Source organism: Mesorhizobium loti, assembly GCA_014189435.1.
Classification (GTDB): domain Bacteria; phylum Pseudomonadota; class Alphaproteobacteria; order Rhizobiales; family Rhizobiaceae; genus Mesorhizobium; species Mesorhizobium loti_G.
The window spans coordinates 7,017,455-7,040,363 of the sequence record CP050293.1 but is presented as its reverse complement, the minus strand read 5'-3'; the positions used below and the strand labels follow the sequence as shown (position 1 = coordinate 7,040,363).

General features: G+C 58.2%; 25 protein-coding genes and 1 pseudogene. 14 read left to right on the top strand and 12 right to left on the bottom strand.

What is annotated here, in order from left to right; translation table 11 throughout:
* Nucleotides 1–210 precede the first annotated feature (210 nt).
* The gene (locus HB777_33855; GenBank protein ID QND68441.1) at nt 211–525 is read left to right on the top strand and encodes a peptidoglycan-binding protein; all 315 of its coding nucleotides are present in this window, start codon (nt 211–213) and stop codon (nt 523–525) included.
* Between the two features lie 71 nt (nt 526–596).
* Nucleotides 597–1,202, top strand: a complete 606-nt coding sequence (locus tag HB777_33850) for a L,D-transpeptidase (GenBank protein ID QND68440.1) — start codon at nt 597–599, stop codon at nt 1,200–1,202.
* 1,156 nt (nt 1,203–2,358) lie between these two features.
* Here HB777_33850 and HB777_33845 read toward each other — a convergent pair.
* Nucleotides 2,359–2,967 (bottom strand): ABC transporter, encoded by a 609-nt coding sequence (locus tag HB777_33845; GenBank protein ID QND68439.1) that lies wholly within the window; start codon nt 2,965–2,967, stop codon nt 2,359–2,361.
* A 137-nt stretch (nt 2,968–3,104) separates the two neighbouring features.
* Between HB777_33845 and HB777_33840 the strand changes: the two genes are divergently transcribed.
* A complete protein-coding gene (locus tag HB777_33840; protein QND68438.1) occupies nt 3,105–3,740 on the top strand; it encodes a DUF2062 domain-containing protein in 636 nt (211 codons plus the stop codon).
* A 344-nt stretch (nt 3,741–4,084) separates the two neighbouring features.
* Here HB777_33840 and HB777_33835 read toward each other — a convergent pair whose 3' ends face one another.
* Together HB777_33835 and HB777_33830 are read right to left on the bottom strand one after the other, a co-directional pair.
* Nucleotides 4,085–4,360: a hypothetical protein gene (locus HB777_33835; protein QND68437.1), complete on the bottom strand. Its 276-nt coding sequence runs from the start codon at nt 4,358–4,360 to the stop codon at nt 4,085–4,087.
* A gap of 170 nt (nt 4,361–4,530) precedes the next feature.
* Nucleotides 4,531–4,740 (bottom strand): cold-shock protein, encoded by a 210-nt coding sequence (locus HB777_33830; GenBank protein ID QND69004.1) that lies wholly within the window; start codon nt 4,738–4,740, stop codon nt 4,531–4,533.
* A 1,234-nt stretch (nt 4,741–5,974) separates the two neighbouring features.
* Here HB777_33830 and HB777_33825 point away from each other — a divergent pair.
* From HB777_33825 to HB777_33815, 3 genes are all read left to right on the top strand, one after another.
* Entirely contained in the window at nt 5,975–6,931 is a 957-nt protein-coding gene (locus tag HB777_33825; GenBank protein ID QND69003.1) for a magnesium transporter CorA family protein, read from the top strand.
* A gap of 212 nt (nt 6,932–7,143) precedes the next feature.
* Entirely contained in the window at nt 7,144–7,896 is a 753-nt protein-coding gene (locus HB777_33820) for a PRC-barrel domain containing protein (protein ID QND68436.1), read from the top strand.
* 179 nt (nt 7,897–8,075) lie between these two features.
* Nucleotides 8,076–8,381, top strand: a complete 306-nt coding sequence (locus HB777_33815; GenBank protein ID QND68435.1) for a GlsB/YeaQ/YmgE family stress response membrane protein — start codon at nt 8,076–8,078, stop codon at nt 8,379–8,381.
* Between the two features lie 137 nt (nt 8,382–8,518).
* Here HB777_33815 and HB777_33810 read toward each other — a convergent pair.
* Nucleotides 8,519–8,807: pseudogene (locus tag HB777_33810) on the bottom strand (ABC transporter).
* Nucleotides 8,808–8,910: 103 nt separating this feature from the next.
* Here HB777_33810 and HB777_33805 point away from each other — a divergent pair.
* Together HB777_33805 and HB777_33800 are read left to right on the top strand one after the other, a co-directional pair.
* Nucleotides 8,911–9,216 (top strand): hypothetical protein, encoded by a 306-nt coding sequence (locus HB777_33805; protein QND68434.1) that lies wholly within the window; start codon nt 8,911–8,913, stop codon nt 9,214–9,216.
* 147 nt (nt 9,217–9,363) lie between these two features.
* Nucleotides 9,364–11,157, top strand: coding sequence for a PAS domain S-box protein (locus tag HB777_33800; protein QND68433.1), 1,794 nt, complete (start codon nt 9,364–9,366; stop codon nt 11,155–11,157).
* Nucleotides 11,158–11,640: 483 nt separating this feature from the next.
* Here the strand turns inward: HB777_33800 and HB777_33795 are convergent, their stop codons facing one another.
* Nucleotides 11,641–12,510, bottom strand: a complete 870-nt coding sequence (locus tag HB777_33795; protein QND68432.1) for a PRC-barrel domain containing protein — start codon at nt 12,508–12,510, stop codon at nt 11,641–11,643.
* A gap of 285 nt (nt 12,511–12,795) precedes the next feature.
* Between HB777_33795 and HB777_33790 the strand changes: the two genes are divergently transcribed.
* The 3 genes from HB777_33790 (at nt 12,796) to HB777_33780 (ending at nt 14,459) form a co-directional block, all read left to right on the top strand.
* Nucleotides 12,796–13,047 (top strand): GlsB/YeaQ/YmgE family stress response membrane protein, encoded by a 252-nt coding sequence (locus HB777_33790; GenBank protein QND68431.1) that lies wholly within the window; start codon nt 12,796–12,798, stop codon nt 13,045–13,047.
* A gap of 186 nt (nt 13,048–13,233) precedes the next feature.
* The gene (locus HB777_33785; protein QND68430.1) at nt 13,234–13,497 is read left to right on the top strand and encodes a hypothetical protein; all 264 of its coding nucleotides are present in this window, start codon (nt 13,234–13,236) and stop codon (nt 13,495–13,497) included.
* Nucleotides 13,498–14,153: 656 nt separating this feature from the next.
* Nucleotides 14,154–14,459, top strand: a complete 306-nt coding sequence (locus HB777_33780) for a hypothetical protein (GenBank protein QND69002.1) — start codon at nt 14,154–14,156, stop codon at nt 14,457–14,459.
* Nucleotides 14,460–14,891: 432 nt separating this feature from the next.
* On the opposite strand, the gene HB777_33775 is transcribed toward HB777_33780, so the two are convergent.
* Complete coding sequence (locus tag HB777_33775) at nt 14,892–16,016, bottom strand: OmpA family protein (protein ID QND68429.1); 1,125 nt, start codon at nt 16,014–16,016, stop codon at nt 14,892–14,894.
* Between the two features lie 1,416 nt (nt 16,017–17,432).
* On the opposite strand from HB777_33775, the gene HB777_33770 reads away from it, so the two are divergent.
* The gene (locus tag HB777_33770) at nt 17,433–17,735 is read left to right on the top strand and encodes a hypothetical protein (GenBank protein QND69001.1); all 303 of its coding nucleotides are present in this window, start codon (nt 17,433–17,435) and stop codon (nt 17,733–17,735) included.
* Between the two features lie 62 nt (nt 17,736–17,797).
* Here the strand turns inward: HB777_33770 and HB777_33765 are convergent, their stop codons facing one another.
* Nucleotides 17,798–18,301, bottom strand: a complete 504-nt coding sequence (locus tag HB777_33765) for a hypothetical protein (protein ID QND68428.1) — start codon at nt 18,299–18,301, stop codon at nt 17,798–17,800.
* Between the two features lie 79 nt (nt 18,302–18,380).
* A complete protein-coding gene (locus HB777_33760; GenBank protein QND69000.1) occupies nt 18,381–18,785 on the bottom strand; it encodes a host cell attachment protein in 405 nt (134 codons plus the stop codon).
* Nucleotides 18,786–19,080: 295 nt separating this feature from the next.
* Here HB777_33760 and HB777_33755 point away from each other — a divergent pair, with 295 nt between their 5' ends.
* The gene (locus HB777_33755) at nt 19,081–19,563 is read left to right on the top strand and encodes a DUF982 domain-containing protein (protein QND68427.1); all 483 of its coding nucleotides are present in this window, start codon (nt 19,081–19,083) and stop codon (nt 19,561–19,563) included.
* Between the two features lie 507 nt (nt 19,564–20,070).
* On the top strand, nt 20,071–21,081 hold the full coding sequence (locus tag HB777_33750; GenBank protein ID QND68426.1) for a PAS domain-containing protein: 1,011 nt from the start codon (nt 20,071–20,073) through the stop codon (nt 21,079–21,081).
* A gap of 92 nt (nt 21,082–21,173) precedes the next feature.
* Here the strand turns inward: HB777_33750 and HB777_33745 are convergent, their stop codons facing one another.
* The 4 genes from HB777_33745 to HB777_33730 all read right to left on the bottom strand — a co-directional run bounded on the left by HB777_33745 (nt 21,174) and on the right by HB777_33730 (nt 22,726).
* Complete coding sequence (locus tag HB777_33745) at nt 21,174–21,521, bottom strand: response regulator (GenBank protein QND68999.1); 348 nt, start codon at nt 21,519–21,521, stop codon at nt 21,174–21,176.
* Nucleotides 21,522–21,881: 360 nt separating this feature from the next.
* Nucleotides 21,882–22,184 carry a hypothetical protein gene (locus HB777_33740; protein ID QND68425.1) on the bottom strand — a complete coding sequence of 101 codons (303 nt, stop codon included), beginning with the start codon at nt 22,182–22,184 and terminating at the stop codon, nt 21,882–21,884.
* Between the two features lie 209 nt (nt 22,185–22,393).
* Complete coding sequence (locus HB777_33735) at nt 22,394–22,582, bottom strand: hypothetical protein (protein QND68424.1); 189 nt, start codon at nt 22,580–22,582, stop codon at nt 22,394–22,396.
* A 3-nt stretch (nt 22,583–22,585) separates the two neighbouring features.
* Complete coding sequence (locus HB777_33730) at nt 22,586–22,726, bottom strand: EncA/B family entericidin (protein QND68423.1); 141 nt, start codon at nt 22,724–22,726, stop codon at nt 22,586–22,588.
* Nucleotides 22,727–22,909: the final 183 nt, after the last annotated feature.

The following is a 22,909-nucleotide window of genomic DNA, read 5'->3' as shown; positions in this document are numbered from 1 at the left end:
GCTCAGCTTCACAAAAGTTCCGCGAGATCTAATGTTGGTTGTCGTTGCGGCGCTGTCCGGAAGGTCGACCAATCTATCGACTGAGATGTGAGGGCCGTTACGAAGTTATGCTTGTGATAAAGCCTTGGATCCCAATGCCTTGGGCCGAGTTGACGGAACCAAACAGGGCGTGCCGCGTCATATAGGCAGGTCCCATCCGGAGTGAACTCGATGATCAGGCTCCTTTTCGCGGCAGCGTTCCTCCTCGCTTGTGGGGCAGCCGAAGCGGCGAAGCAGGATCTGGCCGACATCAACCAGGCGCAATTTGCATCCGACACCCCAAAGGGTTTCAGCCCCGCCGTTCTGAAGGCACAAATTCTCTTGGACCGCGCGCGCTTCTCGCCAGGCCTGATCGACGGCCACCTTGGTGAGAGCTTCACCAAGGCGATCAGCGCCTTCCAGACGGCGAACGGATTCCCGTCCGATGGCAAGCTCACCCAGGAAACCTGGGACAAGCTGCTGGCTACCTCGCGAGCCCGGTCCTGATCACCTATGAGCTGACGCGCAAGGATGTGCGCGGACCATTTACAAAGCGAATTCCGGCTCGCCTGGAGCGCATGGCCCGGCTGTCGAGGCTCGGCTATCACAATGCGGTCGAGAAGCTGGCGGAACGCTTCCACATCAGCGAACCGCTATTGCAAAAACTCAATCCTGGCATCGGCTCGAGAAAGGCCGGCACGAAGTTGCTGGTCCCCGATATTGGTCGGGGCGATCCTCCCGCCATTGCCGAGGTTGAGGTCGACAAGGAGGCTCGCGTGCTACGCGCGCTTGATCCTTCCGGTAAAGCGCTTGCAGTCTACCCCGCCTCGATCGGCAGCGACGAAAAGCCGGCGCCGAGTGGCCAGGCAGAAGTCAAACGCGTGGTGCACAATCCGACCTATCACTATGATCCCCACTTTGCTTTCAAGGGCGTCAAGGCCAAGCGCCCCTTCACCATTGCTGCCGGCCCTAACAATCCGGTGGGGTCTATATGGATCGATCTGTCGATCGAAAGCTACGGCATTCACGGCACGCCCGAACCCGGCAAGATCGGGAAGACCTTCTCGCATGGCTGCATCAGGCTGACGAACTGGGATGCCGAGGACCTCGCCTCGATGGTGCAAAAGGGCACGAAAGTTACCTTCAAGGGCGAAATGGCCGACTCTGGCGACAAACCTAAATAGGCATACCGCGCCAATCGGGTTCATTTTGAAATGATTCAGAATGCCTCCCCGAGGTCTGCTTTGCCGTGTCAAGTTTGGTGCACCGACGCGACGATCTCCGGGCTAGTTAGAGAACCATCGGTTCCTACTAGACCCACTAGCGTTGAGGGTGACCCCCAGTAGCAGACCCATTGCAGCGCCGATTATGAAGGCTGTCGACACAGTGCCCGGATTGTCCTGGACTGCCCCCGAAACAGATTGAGCCCCGCTCCGAAGCGCCTGAGCTGTACGGCCGGCCCGATCGGCAGCGCTGTCATACCAGCCTGTGGCTTCCTCGACGACCTCTTCTGCGCGCTCAGCAAGCGTCCGATTGATCTTGTTAATCTCGCGCTTCAACTGAGCAACCTGCTTCTCCAAGGCTTCCTGAGCTTCACGCTGCGTCGGCCTGGATGTCGCGGCTTCATTTGGGTCATCAGCCATCTTCAGACTCCTTGATTGTGAATCCTCAACGGCCAACGGCTGCGTAAGGTTCCTAAGACCGCGGGGACTGGCGTCCGATTCAGCTCGCTTTCTTTGCAGCCTCCAGCGAGCGGCGCCGGCTTTTCCAAGCGGCAGGAAGTAAAAATGAGCGATCAGATCAGCAGTAGACGAATGCCGACTGGCGCCCCCGGCAGGGCGTGGCGATTCAGATTTGGTGGTTACTCAGGGGTGTGGAGTGCGAACGAGCTTTGGAACCTTAGTGGTTGTGGACTGTTGAGGTAGTTATTCGAATGCCGCTTCTTAGCGTAAGAGGCGGGCCCGCATTGCCATCCGTCGCTCATTTGGCGGGCTCCTTTAGCAGAAAGCGAAAGATGATGAATCGGATTATTTGGATTGTTGGCGCGATCGTAATTGTCCTTTTTATCTTAGGCTTCCTAGGACTGCGATAAACCCTGCACGATAAGCCGTCCGCGGCCGCGCGGTCACGCTGCGCTTGACTTGCACCTCCTGCCTACGTCGCCTTTGGGGAGGGCAAACCCCTTTGTGCTTCAAAGTCGCTGGTGTCTTCGGATTATTGGATCCTCACCTTGGCGCAGCACCTGACGCTAAGGCGAGTCTCAATTACCAATCCAGATGCTAATCCGCTCATACGACGCATATTTGCATCGGACGCAGCGCAACCGTTGGCTTATCCGGATCAGATCGTCGTGTCCGTCCAGCGCACGATATTCTTGGCCGCCTCGCCGAAAGCGCTGTCCAGCGCGTTGACATAGGCCGGATTACCGCTGCCCGCGACGGGCGCGGATGCGGTGAAGTTTTTCGAAGCGCGCACTTCGCCGTTGCGGTCGTTCAGGATGCGCACGAACAGATTTACCTCGGCATGCTCGCCGCCATTGACGCGGACTTCGAAGGAGCGGACCTCGACGATCACCTGATAGTCGATCGCCAGCCCCTCGCCCGGCTTGCCGACACCGGCAAAGCTGCCGGAGCGCTGGAAGGTTTCGGCGAGCCTGGCCTGCACGATCAGCGGCAGCCGATCGGCCCATTGCGCGCCCTTGAGATACTGGATCGAGCCGTCGGACGGCTTGATGACGATATTCTGGCTGTCCAGCGCCTTGAGCGCGGAAGGCTGGGCGATCAGGATCTGGCGGCGGCTGTGGCCACGCGCATCGATCGAGGGGGCGGACAGCTCGAACGTATCGAGCGGCGCAGGCTTGCCTCCCAATGCCGCGCAGCCGGCGAGCGCCAGCGCAAGCAACGCCAAACTAGCTTTGAGGGCGTCCGATTTGACCCTAACCGATTTCACACGCGATCACCCTTATTACCGAATATTTTCTAAACCTGACAAACCGGAACAAAGCAACGCAGCCCGCGTTTTTTGTTTTTAGAGCCGATTTCATTCCGGCGGACAAGTCCGCAGCGTTGGCGAAGTTAGGAACGAGAGTGCTCTTTCGACGGCGCAACCCTGATGGCCTCTTCGAGCGCTTACGCACCTATATGTGGCCACGCAGTTCCTTCTCGCGCTCGCTTCAGTACTTTTCGAAGCGCATCCTGCGGCTGGACGCCACTCCACACGCCGTGGCGGCTGGGGTCGCGGCGGGGGTCTTCGCCTCATTCTTCCCGGTGGGTTTCCACTTCGCCATTGCCGCCGTCCTCTGCTGGCTGATTGCAGGAAACCTGGTGGCGGCAGCGCTGAGCGCAGTCGTTGCCGGCAATCCGTTGACGCTCCCCTTTTTGTGGGGTGCATCCTGGGAGACCGGCAAGATCATGTTGCACAACCGCCTGCCAAGTCATGGCCCGCCTGCGGATCTCAGTGAGATGCTGCATAACCTTTCCTTATCGCAATTGTGGGGACCGGTGCTGAAGCCGATGCTGATCGGCGCGGTGCCGCTTGGGTTGATCTTTGGCCTGTTGTTCTATGGCATCACGCTCTGGTGCATGACTGCCTTCCGCGAACAGAGAAGCAAACGGTTGGCCGAAAAGGCGAGTCGACTTCTTCAGCAAGAAGACGACGCGCTACTGCCCACTCTCCCTAGGCCGCCTGGAAGGCTATGGTGGAAGAGACCCCCGCCGGCTTGATGCAGGAAAGCGGCGACGAAGCTCTTGATAAAGCGCATGACGATTTCCGCGAGGTGACCAAGCAACTCGGCGGGGTAAATTTGGCGTAGCTACATTCTTGCAGGAGAAGGGCAGACAAATCCAGTTCAGTCAGGCGCTCCCGGCGAGCCGAAGTCCAGCTTCGCGGCGCACAGCTCGTTGAACGGCGACATGCCTAAACGCAATTGGAGCGAGTGCAGGCGCTGCGGTGGTGCCGAAGGGCCAAGGCGGAGTGGATCAGCCAGGTTGCGCGCCAATGGAAATTCTCGAAGGCGAGGAAAAGCTGGGCCACGCCTCGCGCGAGTTCGCGAAGACTGGCTTTGGTCTCAAACCCTATCGAAGGTGAAGGATGTCAGGAGCGTAGTGACGAAATTGCTGGCTTTTTCCTTGACGAGCAGTTCGGTCCATTCGTCCGTGCCTCGGAGCATGAGGCCAGTGTAGATGCTGTCCACCGCAGCCTCTTCTATGCGCTTGATATGCGACTTGAACACCGTTTCGTCGCCCGTCCTGTAAATATCTCGCACGACCATTCGCAGGATTTCCTGGATGGCGATTTGCCATGCGGTATTGATAGTCTGAAGCTCGCTCGTTGGTTCGGTCATCCAGATCTCCTTGATCTTGACGGCCATCGACAAGAGGCGGCGATACACGCGCAAATTAGTGGGTCGGTCGGCCGGACATAAAAAAGGTCAGGCAAATTTTGCCTGACCTCGCTTGGTCTCATGCTTTCAACAGTGCCAGTACATCCGTGGTCAAAGGAAAGCTGAACCGATCAGACGGCCTGCAGGTTGCAGGCCGACATTTTGCCCGACTTGTTGTCGCGTTCCATTTCATAGCCGATCTTCTGACCTTCGACGATTTCGCGCATTCCGGCGCGTTCGACGGCAGAGATATGAACGAAGGCGTCGGCGCCGCCGTTGTCAGGCTGGATGAAGCCGAAGCCCTTGGTGGAATTGAACCATTTAACTGTGCCAGTGGTCATGATGAACCCTTTCATAGCAATATTGGACGACGGCAACGCGAGAGCGCTGCCGATCTGTGACGATGACGATTTTGAAGGGAAGGTTCGTTCAGGGCGCGGTGCCAAACGCGCGATAACCAAAGCTCAGCAAGCAATATCGACAGGATTATTCATATCCTACCTCGATGGCGGCGTCAACTTTTGGTTTTGGAAATTGCGCCCTCAACTTTTTGTTGCCCTCTTCGAGGAGGAGGCAAATCGGCCTCCCACCCTCAGGACAGTGACTGGGAGAGAACGGCGTCTGGATCCACACGGCAGCCATGCAAAATTGTGCATTGCACAATGCCTCGCATCACTCGATGTTACGCAGATCGGCCATCTACTCCTCCCAGATGCGATGCCGATGCAAAGCGACCCACACCTCCTCCCGTGGTGAGCTTGATATAGAGCCCGCTGCCACCTCCTCCCGGCAGCGGGTTTTTCATGCCATGAATACGGCCCGACTAGGCAATTTCGCTCGCGAGAGCCAATGCCAGATCCAGTTCCCCGATTTCGTAACTGCTTGGAGGGCTTAAACTCTCCGCAGCTGTTCGTGACCGGCGCCTATCAGGATTGGACGTCGGCAGTGGCGGAGACGGATCTTCTGGAGCGCGGCCTGTACTGTGAAAGCCGTAATCACGCAGCGATCGCCTCATCTTTGCGCGACCTTCTCTCTACGAAAGCGCAAAAGTAATCGGCGCTCGGCTATTCGGCACAAGTACGTGAAATCATAAACGATGGAGATCCCCGGTGAGCGCTGGTGTAGCCGTTCTGCCACTATCGGGGTACGCACGGAGGCGAAGGGAGCCCCGGCCCAACAAATGCAGAGGCGGCTTTTCGATCCGAGCAGGGCATAGCAACAGCCCAGGCGTGCTGCCCTCCCACCAAAGGCGCACTCAGTCGCCGATTACTGCTTATGCCGGCTCATAACGGCGATCAGGGAAGTGCGCGGGCAATCCCGGAATCGAGGGGCGCACCATCGGAGAAATCGACGCGTTCCACTGACGATTGCCGCACTTACAACTTCCGAGATGAGAAGGTCTGGAACATTACCCTCAACCAGTCGTTCAAAATGGGAGGGCTCAACGGTTAGGATTGTCCAACTGGACGGCTTAGGAATGGCCAGAAGCCTGCTTCGTACACCGACCCTCAGTTCGATCTGGCTCACTGCCTAAGTCCCGTCCACGCAAGCCGGCCTTTCATGGCACTTCCGGAAATGTTGAGCATATATCCGCAGAGCAACTCCCCGAAAGCGACCATAAGGGCGCTCTGGCTGGATCTTATCGACCCCGATACGGTCGAGGTGAAAGAGGTCGAGGGGGTGGCCGGCGTTGCCCTCCCAAGCCGGGAAAATCTCAGCGAGATCGAAAGCTCCAGCCGACTAAAAGCCCGCGACGGCGTGCTTACCATGAGCGTTCCGATAGTCACCCATGTCGAAGGCGGCCCGCCGCTGGTTGCTCCCCTCGGCTTTGTGCTGTCGCGCGACCGTTTGATCACCGTTCGCTTCTCGGCTTTGCCGGCCTTTGACGCGGTTGCTAGGCGCTTCACCGATTCCGGCGAGCCGCCGACCTCGAGCCTTGAGGTGTTCCTAGATCTCTGTGATGAGCTTGTCGACCGCCTCGCCGACGGCCTTGAGCAGGCGGCGACGGACCTGCGCACCCTCTCTGCAACCGCCTTTCATGTCCCGGATAGCCAAGGTCGTAAGGCGATCCGCTCAAACAATGTTATTCGAGCCCAACTCCGCCATGTCGGCAGGCTGGGTGACGCTCTCTCGGAAAAGCGCGATGCGTTGCTTGCCCTTGGACGCGCCATCGATTTCGCATGCGGGATGACCGCAGGCTGGGGTGATGGAGAACTCGCGTCGCGTATGGACGGCCTCAAGCTCGACGTAGCGTCGCTCGACAATTACGAGGTTCATCTCTCCGACAAGGTGCAGTTCCTCCTCGACGCCATGGTTGGATTGATTGGCATTGCGCAAAACGACATCTTCAAAATCCTCACCATCGTCTCGATCGTCGGCATTCCTCCCACCCTAGCGGCGAGTATCTACGGCATGAATTTCAAGCACATGCCCGAATACGACTGGGCATTCGGCTATCCCTATGGTTTGGGGATCATCGCTCTCAGCGCAATTATTCCGCTGGCGTGGTTCAAATGGCGGGGTTGGTTCTAGGGGTCGTCCATTCCTGCGCAGGGAGTGGCGAGGACTCGCGCCGCGTGACACGGCGGAGCCAGTAAATGTTCTGTCACTCAATGATTAAGCTGCCGGAACCGAAATGCATTCGGTCCGTTGTTTCAAGCTGAACAAATGTCTTGCGGTACATTTCCACCTGATTTGCCTGCTCCAAGCACGAAGTCAAGGAAAGCCGCCGATGGGGAATTTTAATGAGATTTGTCTGGATCGCGGCGCCGGTGGCGTTGTTGCTGGGGCTTGGCGTCCAACCGGCGTTCGCCGTCTGTAATATATCCGATGCGAAGCTCGAAGAAGCTGTCCTCAAGAGCCCGGAATTGCGCAATCCGGAAAATCGCTATCTCGTTCGCGACCTGCGAACCCTTAGGGATGCCGCCTTCCTGCTGTGGTCGTATGGCCTACAGGACGACTGCGAACGCTTGCTCGCCAATATCCGACAGCTGATTGCCGCGCCATCAATGGCGAAGCTTGGGGGGAACGACGAGGACCTTGCCGATGAACAGGTGGCCGCCGAAGAACCACAACAGCATCAAGGTGGTGAAGTTCAGGGCAATCGCGGTGCTCCAGGCGCACGTCCTCTAATCAATATCGACGAACTTGGACCCGGTCTGCGTGTCGACGAGATCGTCGGCTCCGAGGTTCGCAGTTCGGACGACAAGATCGTTGGCGAAGTTCGCAACGTCGTAATTGGAACCAAGGACCGATGGGACTACGCAGTTATTGCCTCAGGCGGCTTTTTCATCGCCGGAAAAGACAGCATCGTCGTCCCGCTTCGGTATATGCAAGTCGATGAGGAGCGGAACAGTTTTTACCTGCGCATCTCCAGTGCCGATGTGAAAGCCGTTCCGTTGATGCCCGACCAGGAATATCAGTGGCTCGCAGATGAAGCATGGCGGGCGAAGAACGATGCGATCTTCCAGAAGTTGATCCCTGACTCGGTTCGATAAGTAGCGGTCGCAATTGATGATCATGCTGTCGACTGTCCTATTGCTTTGGGGCGCCGCGGCGGTCGCGTCGAACGACAGACGCGCTTTGGCTTTCGTGGGGATAGAGGATCGGCTATGGAACTAGTCGCTGGTTGCAGACATGAAATCGCGCTGCGAAAACGAAGGCCCGGAGGATCACTATGCATCTGACGAACGAGAGCATCATAGTCATATTGGTGGTCGGCCTTATTGCGGGATGGTTGGCCGGAAAGATCGTGCGGGGCTCAGGCTTTGGTCTAATCGGGGACATCGCAATTGGAATCATCGGCGCGTTTATCGGGGATTGGCTGCTGCCCCGCTTGGGCGTCCATCTCGGGAGCGGAACGATCAGCTTGATCGTCAATGCCACCGTCGGCGCGATTGTACTTCTCCTAATCATCCGGTTGGTTGCTGGTGGCGGTCGTTTCGGGGGCGGATGGAGGGGTCGATCTGGTCGGTGGCGGTAGCCCGGGGTTCGAACCCATCGCCCCAACGGACGGCGGCAATCGGATTTTGCACGGCCTCAGTCGAAGTCTGCATTTAGCCGGCGGGTCAAGACGACGCGCTCAACGTTCCACAGACCCAACGAATGTGCGGCCGGCACAATCGCGCTGACATAGGCCTGATTGCCGCCGCCCGAGACAGGCGCCGAAGCGGTGAAGCACTTCGAGGCAAGCAACCTCGCCATTGCGGTCGTTCAGGATGCGTACGAACAGGTCGACTGGGCATGGTCGCAGCCGTCGACGCGCGCTTCGAATGAACGGGTCTCGATCACCTGATAGTCGATCGCCAAGCCCTCGCTCGGGCTGCCGACGCCGGCAAACCTATCCGAACGCTGGAACGTCTCGGCCAGCCGCACCTGCACAATCAAGCAGCCGGTCGGCCCCCTGCGACGCTCAGGGCGCCATCACCGTAGACGCGTGACGCAGCGGTCTCGTTGTTATCTCAAATCAAATTTCGCTTGACGACCGACGTGACCGCTCCAGAGTCATATCCATGGCGTGGGACATAGAGATCGGTGATGAGATTACGTTGACAGCGACCATCATAAAGGTGCTGCCAAGCGGCCGCGCCAGCGTCAGTATTCCGACCTATGACTTCCCCTTCGCGATCGATGCTCCCAAGAAGAAAAGGTCCGGCGACAAGGTTAGTCTCGTCGGGCGTGTCATCCGCGTCGATGACCAAGATGGCAAGGTGACCGTGAAGGTTGGCGGTCTGGTCACGGTCGACATCGCCTCGATAACCGCGCACGGAAAGAGGCCGAAGTCAAAATCCCTACCGTCGAGAGATTGGCCCGACTAGTCGCTTTTGCCGGGATGACGGAAAAGTCTTCCGCACTCCCACGAACGACGGCGACAGGAGTCGTGCGAACCATCGACGGAACGACTGTTTTGGAACGAATTGCCATGAACCACATTTAGGTCGGTTAAGTCGCGATCGGGGACTCGGATGAAGGAAGTATCGCAGGCGAACGTTGTCGCCCTCAAGAGTCCGGACTTGTCTGGGGAGGATAGTCGGGCCTTCGACTACCAGGATTTCTTCGAGAACGGGGCCGTCGCGCTCCATCTGGTAAGCGCGGATGGTGTCATCCTTCACGCAAATCAGGCTGAGCTTGACCTTCTCGGGTTTAGTGCCGAAAATTATGTCGGCCGCCACATTGCAGAATTCTACCCCGACCGGGACGTGATCGACGACATTCTCGAACGTCTGACCCGTGGCGAGAAGATCACGCGATATCCGGCGCGATTGAGAGCCTGTAACGGATCGATCAAACATGTCGAAATCACGTCGAGCGGCCATTTTCGGGACGGCAAGCTGATCAACACCAGGTGCTTCACGGTCGATGTTACCGACCTGGAGCGGACACGCACCGAATTAAGGCAGCAGGGAAGCACCTATCACCAAATTCTCGACGCCCTTCCGGTTGCCATCTATACGACCGACCAGCACGGGACGATCACCTACTACAACCGCGCCGCCGCCGATCTTGCTGGCAGGGAGCCAAGAGTCGGCAAGGACAAATGGTGCGTCACGTTCAAGCTCTTCACTCCCGACGGCAACGAATTGCCGCATGACGAGTGCCCCATGGCCATCGCGCTCAAGGAAAACCGGCCGGTCCGCAACCAGGAAGCCATAGCGCGCCGTCCGGACGGATCCTTTTTTCCGTTCCTGCCCTACCCCACACCGCTGCGGGATGAGCACGGCAATCTGATTGGTGCCGTGAACATGCTCCTGGACCTGACCGACCGCCAACGTGCCGAAGAAGTCAGGCAGCATCTGTCAGAGATTGTGGAATCCTCGTTCGACGCAATTGTCAGCAAGGATCTGAATGCCATCATCAAGAGCTGGAATAACGGGGCCGAAAGGCTGTTCGGCTACACCGCCGAGGAAGCGATAGGCAGGCCGGTGACCATGTTGATCCCGGATAATCTCCAGGACGAGGAACCTCGCATCCTCGGACGCATTCGCCGTGGTGAGCGGGTCGAAACGTACGAAACAATACGTCAGCGCAAGGATGGCAGCCTTGTTCCGGTCTCGCTCACCGTATCGCCTATGCGCAACGCGACCGGGCGGATCGTCGGCGCATCGAAGATCGCGCGGGACATCACATCGGCAAAGGAAAACGAGCACCGTATCCGCATGCTGATGCGCGAGGTCAACCACCGCGTTAAAAATCAATACTCGGTCATCCTGTCAATGATCCGGGAGACCAACAAACGATCGGAGGCACCTGAGCAGTTTGAACGCCAGGTGCGCGAGCGCATCATGGCGCTGTCGCGATCCCACGACCTGTTGGTATCCGCCGACTGGAAGGGAGCCACCATCAATGAGCTCGTGGCGGCCCAAGCCCGGCCTTTCCCACGGGGTGAGGTTATCGATATGTCGGGGCCACCGGTGGTCCTCAGTCCCAATGCTGTGCAGTATCTTGGAATCGCCTTCCACGAACTCGCGACCAACTCAGCCAAATACGGCGTGCTCTCAGCGGACCTGGGCCGGATTTCGGTTCGATGGAACATTACCGGTTCCGGTGCCTCGAGGCTCATTCACCTTAGTTGGGCCGAAACAGATGGGCCGCAAGTTCAGGATACCAGACAGGGTGGGTTTGGAACCGTGGTGCTGAAGCGGGTTGCGCCTGCAGCTGTTGGAGGCCACGGAATTCTCGAGTACGGTCCGCATGGCATCACCTGGAGCCTGGAAGCGCCGCTGGCTGCCGTGGAAGCCTCTGTTGCCAATGGAGCTTAGAAACCTAGGCCTGGTTCTACAATACGCCGAGTTCAGCGAACTGTGACCACGGCGCCGGTGTCACTGCGTGGATGGCAGAAGGAACGCGCCTTCGGCTCCCACCAAATTGATTTGGCCAAGCAAACGCTTCCAACGCCGCTATCTCGATTGCGGCTACCATTTCACGCTGAACCTGAGTTTACCGCCTAAGGATGGCTGTCGCGAAATCCTTGAGTTGTCCGTAGCAGGCGTCCGTCCAGCTCAGCGAGCCACCAAGGCCACCACCGCCCCACAGCGCCTGCACTACATGTAGTTCCGAGAACCGATGGACGGCCTTCTCGAGAGCGCTGCTGCGTGCAACCGATAAGGAACCCTGAACGTGCTACGTTATTCAAATCGGAAGATCGAGATGATCTCGTGCTCACCTACCCGGGATAGTCAGTATCGACATACACGATCGAAAAAAGTGGCCCGCGCGCCTAACAGCGCGGGCCACGTTGGGGTCTACTGGGCAAGAATGATCCGCTGCTTGTCGCGATTCTGCGCGTAGGTGCCCTTGTCATAGGCAGTCTGCGCCTCAAGCTGAGCCTTGGTGAAATTGGTGTAGAGATACCGGTTTCCGTCTTTGTCGGAAAGGAACTTCAATTTCTCCAGGCCAACGGCCACCGGCTTTTCCCCCACGCCGAGGAATCCGCCCACGTCGACGACGACCGCGTCGACCTTCTTATCGCCACTGAGGACGACATCTCCAATCTCGCCGACTTTTGCATCGTCGGCGCCGTAGACCGTGGTGCCGATGAAATCCTTGGTGCTGATTTTGTCTATCGGCATCTCGGTCAGCGAAGACTTGTCGATTGCCGCGGTGGCCGTGTTGTCCGTCGTGGCTGGGGCAGCTTCATTGTTGGCGGTGGTAGCTGCGACATCATTGGAGTTCGAGGCCGCTGCCGTGTCGTAGACCTTCAGGTCAAAATCCTGTTGCGCTTGAAGGTCTTCCTTGGTGGTCTTCGCGACCAACCAGCGCTCACCCTTCTTCTCGACCCACTCAGCTTTGCTGAAATCGTAGGCGACGTTCTTTTCCCCCAGGCCTAGGAACCCGCCAACGCCGATGATGATGTACTTGGCTTTGCCGTCCTTGGAGAGGACGATGTCTTTGACGTCGCCGATCTTCGCGGCATCGTCTGCAGCGCTATCATAGACGTCGGCGCCTATGATCTTGGTGACGAGGCTGCCCTCTGCAACGGCCGCCGGCGCTGTCGCCGCAGTGGTCGTAGCGGCGGCAGGTTTGGTGGCATCTTCAGCGGCGGCCCCCGAGACCCACAGGCCAGACGACAGCAGGGTTGCAATAGCGGTGGTAGCCAAAAGTTTGCTGATCATGGTACGTTTCCTTTGTGCGTTAGTGTTGATGCACGCCGCGTTCGGCCGAACCGTCGCAGGGAGGCTGAGCGCGGCACAGTTTGCTACCTCACAACGGGCCGCACGAAGCGAAGTTCCCCTTGGAATTCGGAAGGCGCCTGGGAGGCGCTGACCGACGTAGAGTCAATTAAGCTGCTGCGATTCCGCAATTTTTTCGAGCTCGCACGCGCCTGTATCGCGGGAACCTTATTGGCTCCTTGACGTTCCCCGGTCGAACCAATTGCGGTTCGCGGAAAGGGGAAAACTATGCAGAATCCTGGCGTTGGCTGGCTGGCAGCGATCATCATCGGCGGCATTGCCGGATGGCTCGCCGAGATGTTCATGAAAAGCAACATGGGCGTCGTCATGAACATCATTTTGGGAATCGTGGGGGCGATCGTCGCCAACCTCATTCTTAGCGTGCTTGGCATATCGTTGGCCGGCTGGCTCGGCTATCTCGTCGCCGGCTTCATCGGCGCGTGTATCTTGATCGCGGTGGCCCGAGCGATCAAACGCTAATCCGCGAACTATTGCGGTCAACCTCAACCTGAGCCCTTCGCCCGACGAAGGGCTCGGCGTGCCTCAGCCTATGCAGTCCGCCCATGGAGCGGAGACGAGCCGTTCCATAAAGGCAACAGGGCCATGGATCGAAAAAACCGTTGGCGCATTTATGCTCCGGCCAATTAAGGCTTCAGGAGAGAACCCATGAAAAAGACACTGCTCATTTTGAGCCTGCTCATTCCGCTCGCAGCATGTTCCCGTACCGAACAAGGCGCTGCCGTAGGCGGCTTGGGAGGTGCCGCGGTCGGAGCAGCGGTGGCCGGCGATCCCGTGCAAGGGGCTGTCGTTGGTGGTGCAGTCGGCGCGATCGCCGGTGCGGTGATCGGGCACGCCAGTGAGGCCGGCCAGTGCCGGTATCGCGATCGTAATGGCCGCGTTTACATTGCCCGGTGCCCGGACGGCTACTGATACCAATACCTACGGCGCGTGATCTGTTGCGATCACGCGCCTCACTTGGCGGTCCGGGATGTTAAATTCGAACCAAAGGTCGGTTTCAGACAATCGGCAACCGGGGTATTGAGGCGGGCGAATTAGCCGGCTGAGCTTGGGCGTCCCTGCCGGCTAGGCCCGAGTTTCGATCGCTGTTTTGTCAGTATCAGGGACCGCAACGACAGCCTCGGTCTTTTGGGCGTGGTTCGTAGCGATTTTGAGTAGAGTTAAAGCCGTTTCATTGGGCGTCCACCCCTGGCCTTCTGCGGCAGTCACCAAGGCCGCGAAGGCGGCTTCCAAGGCGACCTCGCAGTTCACCTCCCTGTCTGGACTATTCTCGGGCAAGATAGGTGCTTCAACGGCTTGGGCCATGCTCAGAAAGCGGCTCGCCGACAAAAGGTTCCCATCTCTTTCAAGGCTTCCGCCGCAGCGTTCTTTCGTATCGGTTGGCACGATGCTCTATCCAGGGTTGCGGGTGTGGCGAATGAAGAGGAACGTCGATCTCCGCACCTGGAATGACACTTCCTGACCAAAACGCGGGCAAGGGCGGCACCGGGTGATTTTGTAGGGAACAACCTCCGCTCCAAAGCGTTTTTGTCCCGACGGGACACTCTCAGCTCAGGAGAGTTGTGATGATAAGGAAGCTAGTCCTCTCATCGGTGATCGCAGTCACTTGTGCCGCTACCGCCTTTCCGGCAAACGCCGGCGGCGTCATTATTGGTTTTGGTGGTGGTTACGGCGACGATTACGACTACTACCGTCGTGATCGGTATCCAGACTACTACGGTCAAGGCTATTCCCAATACTACGACATGTATGACAACGGCTATAGGCCCCGTTATTACCATCGGCATCATCGGCACCATTGCCGCGTCGTGCTGATCAAGCATTGGCGTCATCACCACCGCGTCATCGAGCGAGTTCGCATCTGCAGGAGGTAATGGTACAGGTCCGGCCAATCTGGCCGGACCTGCGCCTTCGACGAGCGCTCAGTACTCCAGTTCTCGCAGTCGATACGGTACTTAACGCGGGTGGTCTAGTTGGCGACATCGCTCGGCCGCGCGCCGTTTCGGCTCTAAGCCCTGCGCGAGCCACGCAGCCAGTCGGGGCATATTCCGGGGCGGCGGCCAGCCTACATAAGCGTCAATCCTGACAGCCGCGGCTTGTGCCTAAGGCAGGTACCCGTCGCTCTTAGGTGGACTGAGAACGACGGGCGGTGTTGCCTGAAAATGCGGAATTGCAACTTTAGCCGCAAGTGGGACGCTAAAACCGCACGGTAAATGAAGTCTTAAAAATGGGTCGGCCGGCCATTGGTCCGTTGGCTGGCAAGTCTCGCGATTCGGCGAGCTTTGCCGAACCGCGAGATGTCTTGGTCAGTTGGCGCTGGCGACGGGCGCCACCAGCGGCGTGATGCGTCGAATAGCGACGCGGCGGTTCTGTCGTTCAGGCCCTGTCGTGTTCACCTTAAGATAGCGCTCGCCGTAGCCTTGGGTCGTCAGGTTCTCTGGCGCGATGCCAAAGGCGTTGGTGAGGGCCTCGGCAACTGCCTCGGCTCGCTGGTCGGACAAGGCCAGGTTTGCATTGTCGCTGCCGACGGCATCGGTGTGACCTTCGATCAAGAATGTTTCCGCCGGGTTCTTCTTCAGCAGCCGCTCCATTGCGTCCGCAACGCCTTGCAGTTTTTTGACTTCGCTGTCCGAGATCGCCGCCGAACCGGACTCGAAATTCAACGTGTCCAGATCCACACGCCGGGCGATGTCGCGCACACGCGCCGAGCGCTTGACCTCGTCGACCGAGTAGAGGCGCTGGACCTTTTCCACCGGCGGTTGCTCGAGGAAGGTGTAATAATCCCCAGCATCCTCTACCAGATCGGACTCCAAGATGTATTGCTTGCGTGGGATGTTGAGCCGCATCGGTGGCAAGTCATCTCCAGGGTCGCGCCAATCCTGCACGTCCTGGTAATACCTCTCGTCGACATAGCTCAGAACATACTCGCGGCCGTCGGGCGTGATGCGGGAGCGCTGGATGACGTCGCCATAGCGGTTGCGGATGGTGATGATCTGGTTGCCGTTGCCGCGAACGATCGTCTCGCGTGTGCGGCCGCCCGGCAAATCCTCGTAATACACATCCTTGGCATCACGGTTCATTCGCCGCGCTTCGTCGCTCTCGACTATGGTCTGATTGTTGAACTGGATGATCACCCGGCCGCCAATTTCCGTGAGGACATCGGCTCCTTTGGGGCGTTCCGGCGCCTGGTTATCCGGCGCCTTTTCACGGCGGGTTCGGCACTCTCGCCCTCCTTGCACTTTAACTTGATAAAAATTGGCGGTGCGGATGCGACGAACCGTGCGGCACCGAATGCTGCGCTGAGCGGTGCTCCGAACGGCACTGAGGCGATGAGCAACCCGAGTGCGGTGCTGGCCAAAATCTTTGGTCGGCGTGTCATGTGAATTCTCCATGTCGTGTCCCGTCGCTATCCAAACTGGGCACTGCCACATTCGTTCCCCGTTCAATCTCGAATGACGCGCTTGCTGACAGACGACGGGCAGATTGCTCGGAAGCGGCGCGAGCCGAGGGCCGGAGATACCGTCGGAGGAAGCCGCAGCCTGTTCCGGTCTATTGTACGAAAACGCCCGCTGGCCGGGAGCCAGCGGGCGACGGGCCTTCCGGCCCTTTTGACCGCTTGGAGGGACCCAGCGGGCAAATGGCTTCGGTGCCGCGATCTGACTTGCGCGCCGCAGGCACACGACTTTAATCAGTGTAAAAAAATCGGCGGCTCGGGGACCTGGTCTGGATTGCTAACTGGAACCTGTTGCTTGTGCCGTTCATCGCCCTTGTTCGAAGGCTCATGCGCCTCGGAGAGGCTGCCATGGCTCAGATGCGTGCAGTGTTCATAACCATGGTCGCGCGCACCGCATCGAGAACAGCACATAGGGAATTGGTCTAACAGCATCCACTAAAATGCGCGACTTGGATTTTGGTTGCCCCAGCCGAGCAACGGTTGTTGGATTACGGCAAGGCACCGCCTCAAGCCGCCCCCGAGGATGCTGAGATGAGCTTCAATGTCCACGGGCCGTTTCGCGGTGCTCGGAGGCATCTAAGTTACAAGCGCCTCTGCTTGGCCGACAGGCGCCGCAGCCACCGCGCAGGCATCTGCCCAGCGGCTGCACAGATGCGCTAATCGGGCACTTACGCGGTTCGCTGGCCGCTGCGGGATTCTTGTTTTCGAAGACGCGAAATCCGGCTGGAACCTGTGCTGCATAGGTTCGGCTCCGTGCCGCAACTCGCGATACCTCGATAAGTACTATTCACTATCCGCGTCCGTTCTCCAACGCCGCAGGCGATGAAAAGTAGGAGAGCTCTGAAGATCTGTGCCGTAACGATTAGCAAGACCGCAAACAACAAGACCAGCGCAAACGCTAGCCCAAAAACCCAGCCCATCTAAAACTCTCCGTTACACCCGGACAACGCTCTCGTGGGCGTAAAGTTCACCAGATGGAGGGTTGCTTGTGCTAATTTCCGTTCCGAAGCGCTTTCGGTCGTTAGGCAGTTCAACCGGGCTGCAGGCGAGGCGTTAGTTACTTCCAGGGATGGGAAAACCGAGATAAGCACATGGTTTCGAATTCCGAGATGCGGGGTATTGAACTCTTGCCGCGAGTGCGGAAGCGCCTTAGTCCTCGAGGCCAAGCATGGCCTCGATGCGGCGGTCACAATGCAAATCGAGCAAGGTTCGTGGAACCGGTTAGAGCCCACTCTTCCACGGGCGCCTTCTTACTTTGCCGTTGCGATAAATCGAAGGCCGCGTGTCGCCGCCCACCCCTCGTACTCCATCGTTGACTCCCGTAATGCCAAAAGCGTAAGTGGCTCAGGCCTCACGTCCAAAGGCGCACGGTTTCACCTTCAAAGGTATCAAAATGGGCGGACAATATTCCAATGCGCGAGAGCACTTCTTCGCTGCGATCCGCACGCTCGCAGCCTCTTCCGACAGCATACAAACGCGCCTGATCGATGCGAATCTGAACATTTTGCACGTCACTCTCGATGAGTTCGATGGGGACCGGGAGCTCAAGTTCAAGTTTGCAAAAATACTGGATCTTCTGGCCGTCGATCAGGACGATATGGAAACGGTCGCTGTGGAGACAGCCGCGCACATGACGGATTTTGAAGCCGTCAAAGTTGCGGACCTCATTTGCGATTTTTACTACGAGCTCACGTAATAGTCGGCGCGGCAGCCCGTCTTCCCACTAGCGAGGCGCCGGATCTTGGCCAACCAACCACGCTAGGAGCGGCTGAGATCAATCCGGCTGATCACAATGGTCTTGCCGGTCGCCGGGTCCTTATCGATCGTCGTCAAGCGCATGCCATTGTCTCCAACCTTTTCCAGCCTTAGCTGGGCGGCACGGTCGCCATTGACTTCTTTTGCCCAATGGATGCCGAGGACCAGTGCGTTGCCCGAGCGACCGCCACTGAGGCCGGCCGGGCCGGTGCTCGATCCGGTGTATATGCCCGTATAGGTTTTGCCATTCGTCTTCACGTCGGCGCCGATCGCCCGCGAGAAGACCACGTAACCTGTACACTTGCCGTTAAGCGCCAAAGAGCTTTCCGTCGCGTCAGATGCAAATTTGCAGTTGATCTTGATGGGTTGGGAATCGGCGTCGACTTTGACCGTGCCCTTGCCAACCCAGTTGCCGGCAAACGATTTCAGAAAGGCGCCGTCAGCGGCCTGAGCAGGCGCTGCAATGCAAAGCATTGCTGCGGCTAGCCATCCAATGGATTTTGTCATGATAAAGTCCTTCAATTTGGCGCAGGCGCGAAAACGATCGTAGCGCGGGCGCGATGCAGATTTCTGTCGATGATGCGCCCTAGGCGCTGGCAACTGCCTTCTCTATCTCCTGGGCCGAATGGCCGGTCAGATCCTTGGCGATTTCGCCAATCAGAACGTCCGATAATTTCTGATGATAGTGCTTGCGCAGTTCGCCAAGCGTCCGAGGAGCGGCGATGATGATCAGGTTGGCGATTTGTCCGCCGAGGACCTGTCGGTTGAGCAGATCGGCGGATCCGGCTGCGAAACTGTCCTCCTCGATCTGGCTGCTGTCCGGATTGGCGGAGCTGCTCTGATGACGCGCACCGGATCCCTTGTTCTCGTTTGCCACGTCGTCCACTACCGAGGCCGTCAGCTTTGGATTGGCTTCGTCTCCTGAATTGCGGAACAGATTGAGCTTCTCGCCATCGGCCACAGCAACGGTCGCGCCTTTAGGAATATCCATGTGCGAATGTTCTCCGAGATTGCGCCAGCCCTTGGCTTTTCGGTTTGGAGGCCTGCTGACGTGAGTCTTAACTCCCCAACCCGCCAATGGATGCTTGAATCTGAGCCTTTCATCCACGCCCGGCCGACTAGGGGCCGCGCCGACCGGGCGCAAAGCCCCCAAACACCATGGGGCTTCATTGTGAGAACGGCATCAGCTGCCTGACGTTGGACGGATAGGCGGCATTACATGTTGCGCTGGAACGAATGTCGTCGCGCCTCGTTCGCTAAGAGATGGTGGGGACAGGGGTGGCGCGATGCACGATGCTTTTTTCAGGGTTCCAGTAACGATTGAGTTGCCAAATGGAGAACTTCGCAGGTTGTCCAGTGCCTCCGAGGCTGCGATCTTGCTGATGGAGAAGTGGCCGGAAGAGCACGGATCGATATACCGAGACGCGTTGCAGGCCTGCACCGGCTCACTGGCTTCGGAGGACGAGGTGGAGAATGCCCGGCAGGCGTTTTTGGCGGCTGCGGAGGAGGCAGGGCTGACCGTGCAAGGCGTGCACCACAACGAGGACGCTCCATCGCGGCGTTCGGTAGAACAGTTAAAATCGTCATACATCGCCGACGAGAAACGACGGGATCGTGGACACAGAGAGGAGCAAGAAGACTTTCTCATCCGTTTCCTAGCGCGCGAAACCGGGATTACGGAAGCCCAGGCGCGCGAGCTGATCAATATGGTCGGTACTGATCGTGGATCACTCCTGCGAGAGGCCAGAATATTGAAGGCGCAGCGCTGAGACCCCGGAATCTGGCAATGGTCGGGAAGGAATGAGCCGCCTAGGCTGATGATGGGGGTGCTGGACAGCCCCACGTTCAGTGCCTGATGCCGTCGCCGTGCAGCCTCATAGCCGGTTGAATGCAGAGGCCTCTTCGGCTGTGTCGAAACGCGTTGCGATCGCAGTTCCGTCAGGTGCCAGAACGACCGCCAGGTATGGGAAGCCGTTCATTGGCGGATGGTAGACTACATATACAGGTTGTGAATTTTTCATCGCCCTTTGTAGAAGGCGCGCAGGCTTTCGCCAAGGAGGCTTGCCCAAGGCCCACATAGCCACTCGTGCGCTAGGATTGGTTGATTTGAAACTGAGGGCGAAACAGCCGTGCCTCAAGTATGGTCAGGGGGATAAAACTCGTGGCATGATCTGTGGTTTTTTCTCATATGCCGGATGAATTGGGCTAATAGAACCGCCAGCCTGCTTGTTTATGACGTCACAACCGTTCCTTTTTCGACATCTTTGCGAGTTTCCATGACGACAACTGCGGAACATCTAAAACCCCTCCTCTGGGAACCCAAGAACCTGGTCCGAGCCATCGAAGCCGCAGGGGTCGCCCTTTGGTCATGGAACGTGGATAGCGACGCATTGGCAATGGATGACCGAGCCTATGACCTGTGGGGCATCCCTCGCACCACAGACGTCAAGTTCGAAGACCTGTCCGCACACATCCATCCGGCCGACCGCGACCGAGTACGGGCGGCCTTCAACGCCACGCGGGCGATTGTCGGCCCCTATGAGATCGACTTCCGGATCATGATAGGCGACGAACTCAAATGGATCTCCGCCCGCGGTCAAGGCGACGACGAAGGGATCGTCCAGCGGCTGATGTTCGGCATCTTCATTGATGTGACCGGCCGCAAACAGGCGGAAGAAAGCCGCGAGCTTCTCGCCGGCGAAATGAGCCATCGCGTCAAGAACCTGCTGACCATAGCCTCGGGCCTTACTGCCATCACCTCGCGTTCGACGACCACCACCAATGACATGGCGCGGGAGCTTACACAGCGGCTGACTGCCTTGGGGCGAGCCCATGATCTGGTGCGGCCTGTGCCCGGCCAGACCGAGGCCGCCTCAGCGCTGCTTGGCGACCTGCTTACGGTACTACTTGCGCCTTATGACGATCTGGGAGCGTTCAGCGGGCGCATTCGAGTGTCGGTACCAAGGATGAGCGTCGGCGAGTCCTCGGCAACTATCCTCGCGCTTATCATTCACGAGCTTGCAACCAACTCTCTCAAATACGGTGCCTTGTCTGCCGAGACGGGGACGCTGGACGTTTCCTGCTCGGCGCATGACGACGACGTCACCATCGTCTGGACAGAAAGTGGCGGACCGCTCGTTGAGGCACCTGCAGGTCCGCCCGGCTACGGCAGCAGATTGGTCGAGCGCAGCGTAACTGGGCATCTGCGCGGCTCGATCGCTTATGACTGGTCAAAACATGGCCTGGTCGTCACGCTGAAAATCCAGCCGCAGCGCCTCGCACAATAACCGCGCGCTCGCCTTCAAAGGCCGAAGCTAGTGATCGAGACCCGACCTACCCACGCCATGGAGGAGGAGGAAGAACTGGCTGGCTGGCCATGTCAAGTTGAGACCAGGTCGCGTAAACTTCCCGCTATGGCTGCGTTGTCATACGGCTTGGCATAGAACAGGCTGCCTTTCGGAAGGTCCGTGACCGACACCGCACGATGGCCTGACGTCGCTACAATTCTGACGGGTGGCCAGCGGTCGCGAACAGCAGCGGCGAGCTTTATGCCATCCATGCTCCCCGGCATGTCGATGTCGGTGAACATGATTTGGATCTGGGCATTGGCTTCGAGCAAGTCGATTGCCTCATCGGCATTGGCAGCCTCCAATACCTCGAAACCCTCGCCGAGCAGGAAATCCACGATGTCCATGCGGATTAGCGGCTCGTCCTCGACAACCAACACGCAGATGCTAGGCGCCAATGGACCCTCCTGCCAAAATGATGCTGGTGGTCCACAACTCTCTTGTGCCCAGATCGCTCCACAAAAACTTGCAATACAAGCATTTACGCCAAGAGCCGAAGTTCGCGGCCTATTAGCGTCGACGGGCAAGGGATTTGGGATAACGTGATGCTTCGCGTCCGAAACCCGCCTGACCTAGGCGGGCTTTTTATTGGTTGTCGCTATCAACGCGGTCAATTCCCCTTCGACCCGAGCAAACCATTGATCTAAAAGTGAGCCGATCGGCGGCCCCAGCACTGCATGGATTTGCGCCAAGATGGCGTAGCATGCGAGTTCGACGGTTACCGGCCCGACCTTTTATCCTCAGCTTCCACAGGCCGAGGTCTCTGGCTCGAGCAGGGCAGCGCCGTACTTGGCCCATAACCGCTCGCAGTCAATCAACCTAAGGCTTGGTGTGCCTGATTCCCCATAGAAGACCATCGCCGCGCGGACATCATATCCGAGCACTGAGGCATTTGCGACGAACTGGATTGCCTCTCCGAGGCGGGCGATGGGGAATTTGGCCTCCGTTTTGTTGCTGAGGTCGAGCACTCCAAGAATTTCCGCGTCGGCATTCCTGGACGACAGTGCCTCGGTCTCAGGCGCACTGCCCAACGCCAGCAGCATCACATTAGCCTCCACTAATATTTAACTACGCACCATACGTTTTGTTCCCTAGCCAATGCAGCCGCGCAGACGAGAGAGATCATTCACACCCGCACAGAGTTTCCGCCGAAATAGGTGACTTCGTAACGCCACGCAGGCGGCGAGGCAAGAATTCACAGGCCCGGTGCAGACGGGTTGCTTAAGTTATCCCTGACCTGGGTGGGGCCTACCTATTCGAGCCGGAATTCAAGCAAACGCGCATCAGCCTCATTGATGAGGCCGCTGTCGACTGCAGCTTCGAACGCCTTCGCGAAATACTCATCATCCGAGGATTGGTGAACTTGGCCTGCAAGATCGATTGGCAGTGCGCCGATCACCCGACCAGTTGCCTTCTCGATAACCGTGACGGTCCGCTGCATCGATCAGGGTTTTGTGACGGTGTCGTCAACTGCGTTGGCCGTCGATTTGACGTCCCTACCGACGCCTCGGACGGTATTAGCGCAAGCGGACAGAGCCAGGGCGCAGGCAAGAATAGCGATGGGGGCAAGGTGCAGCAATTTCACGGCGATGTCTCCTCTTCATGACGTAACCCACGGGTGCCCATCAAGTTCCAATCAAATAGAGGATCAGCCGGAAAGCCGAGCGTAGGGTCCAACAACATCTTTCGGCTTCCGCCCCACCTTGCGACTGGAGCACGCCTAAAACGAACAAGCCTATCAGGACGACAAAGAAAGCACTGGCAATCG

What these genes read in the sequence shown, in the direction of transcription:
- HB777_33815 (QND68435.1), top strand. Translation starts at nt 8,076, where the DNA reads ATGCATCTGACGAACGAGAGCATCATAGTCATATTGGTGGTCGGCCTT.
- HB777_33785 (QND68430.1), top strand. Translation starts at nt 13,234, where the DNA reads ATGAAAAAGACACTGCTCATTTTGAGCCTGCTCATTCCGCTCGCAGCA.
- HB777_33830 (QND69004.1), bottom strand. Translation starts at nt 4,740, where the DNA reads ATGACCACTGGCACAGTTAAATGGTTCAATTCCACCAAGGGCTTCGGC.
- HB777_33765 (QND68428.1), bottom strand. Translation starts at nt 18,301, where the DNA reads ATGACAAAATCCATTGGATGGCTAGCCGCAGCAATGCTTTGCATTGCA.
- HB777_33735 (QND68424.1), bottom strand. Translation starts at nt 22,582, where the DNA reads ATGCAGCGGACCGTCACGGTTATCGAGAAGGCAACTGGTCGGGTGATC.
- HB777_33740 (QND68425.1), bottom strand. Translation starts at nt 22,184, where the DNA reads ATGCTGCTGGCGTTGGGCAGTGCGCCTGAGACCGAGGCACTGTCGTCC.
- HB777_33825 (QND69003.1), top strand. Translation starts at nt 5,975, where the DNA reads ATGTTGAGCATATATCCGCAGAGCAACTCCCCGAAAGCGACCATAAGG.
- HB777_33775 (QND68429.1), bottom strand. Translation starts at nt 16,016, where the DNA reads ATGTGGCAGTGCCCAGTTTGGATAGCGACGGGACACGACATGGAGAAT.
- HB777_33855 (QND68441.1), top strand. Translation starts at nt 211, where the DNA reads ATGATCAGGCTCCTTTTCGCGGCAGCGTTCCTCCTCGCTTGTGGGGCA.
- HB777_33770 (QND69001.1), top strand. Translation starts at nt 17,433, where the DNA reads ATGGGCGGACAATATTCCAATGCGCGAGAGCACTTCTTCGCTGCGATC.
- HB777_33820 (QND68436.1), top strand. Translation starts at nt 7,144, where the DNA reads ATGAGATTTGTCTGGATCGCGGCGCCGGTGGCGTTGTTGCTGGGGCTT.
- HB777_33790 (QND68431.1), top strand. Translation starts at nt 12,796, where the DNA reads ATGCAGAATCCTGGCGTTGGCTGGCTGGCAGCGATCATCATCGGCGGC.
- HB777_33850 (QND68440.1), top strand. Translation starts at nt 597, where the DNA reads ATGGCCCGGCTGTCGAGGCTCGGCTATCACAATGCGGTCGAGAAGCTG.
- HB777_33755 (QND68427.1), top strand. Translation starts at nt 19,081, where the DNA reads ATGCACGATGCTTTTTTCAGGGTTCCAGTAACGATTGAGTTGCCAAAT.
- HB777_33750 (QND68426.1), top strand. Translation starts at nt 20,071, where the DNA reads ATGACGACAACTGCGGAACATCTAAAACCCCTCCTCTGGGAACCCAAG.
- HB777_33800 (QND68433.1), top strand. Translation starts at nt 9,364, where the DNA reads ATGAAGGAAGTATCGCAGGCGAACGTTGTCGCCCTCAAGAGTCCGGAC.
- HB777_33795 (QND68432.1), bottom strand. Translation starts at nt 12,510, where the DNA reads ATGATCAGCAAACTTTTGGCTACCACCGCTATTGCAACCCTGCTGTCG.
- HB777_33760 (QND69000.1), bottom strand. Translation starts at nt 18,785, where the DNA reads ATGGATATTCCTAAAGGCGCGACCGTTGCTGTGGCCGATGGCGAGAAG.
- HB777_33805 (QND68434.1), top strand. Translation starts at nt 8,911, where the DNA reads ATGGCGTGGGACATAGAGATCGGTGATGAGATTACGTTGACAGCGACC.
- HB777_33835 (QND68437.1), bottom strand. Translation starts at nt 4,360, where the DNA reads ATGACCGAACCAACGAGCGAGCTTCAGACTATCAATACCGCATGGCAA.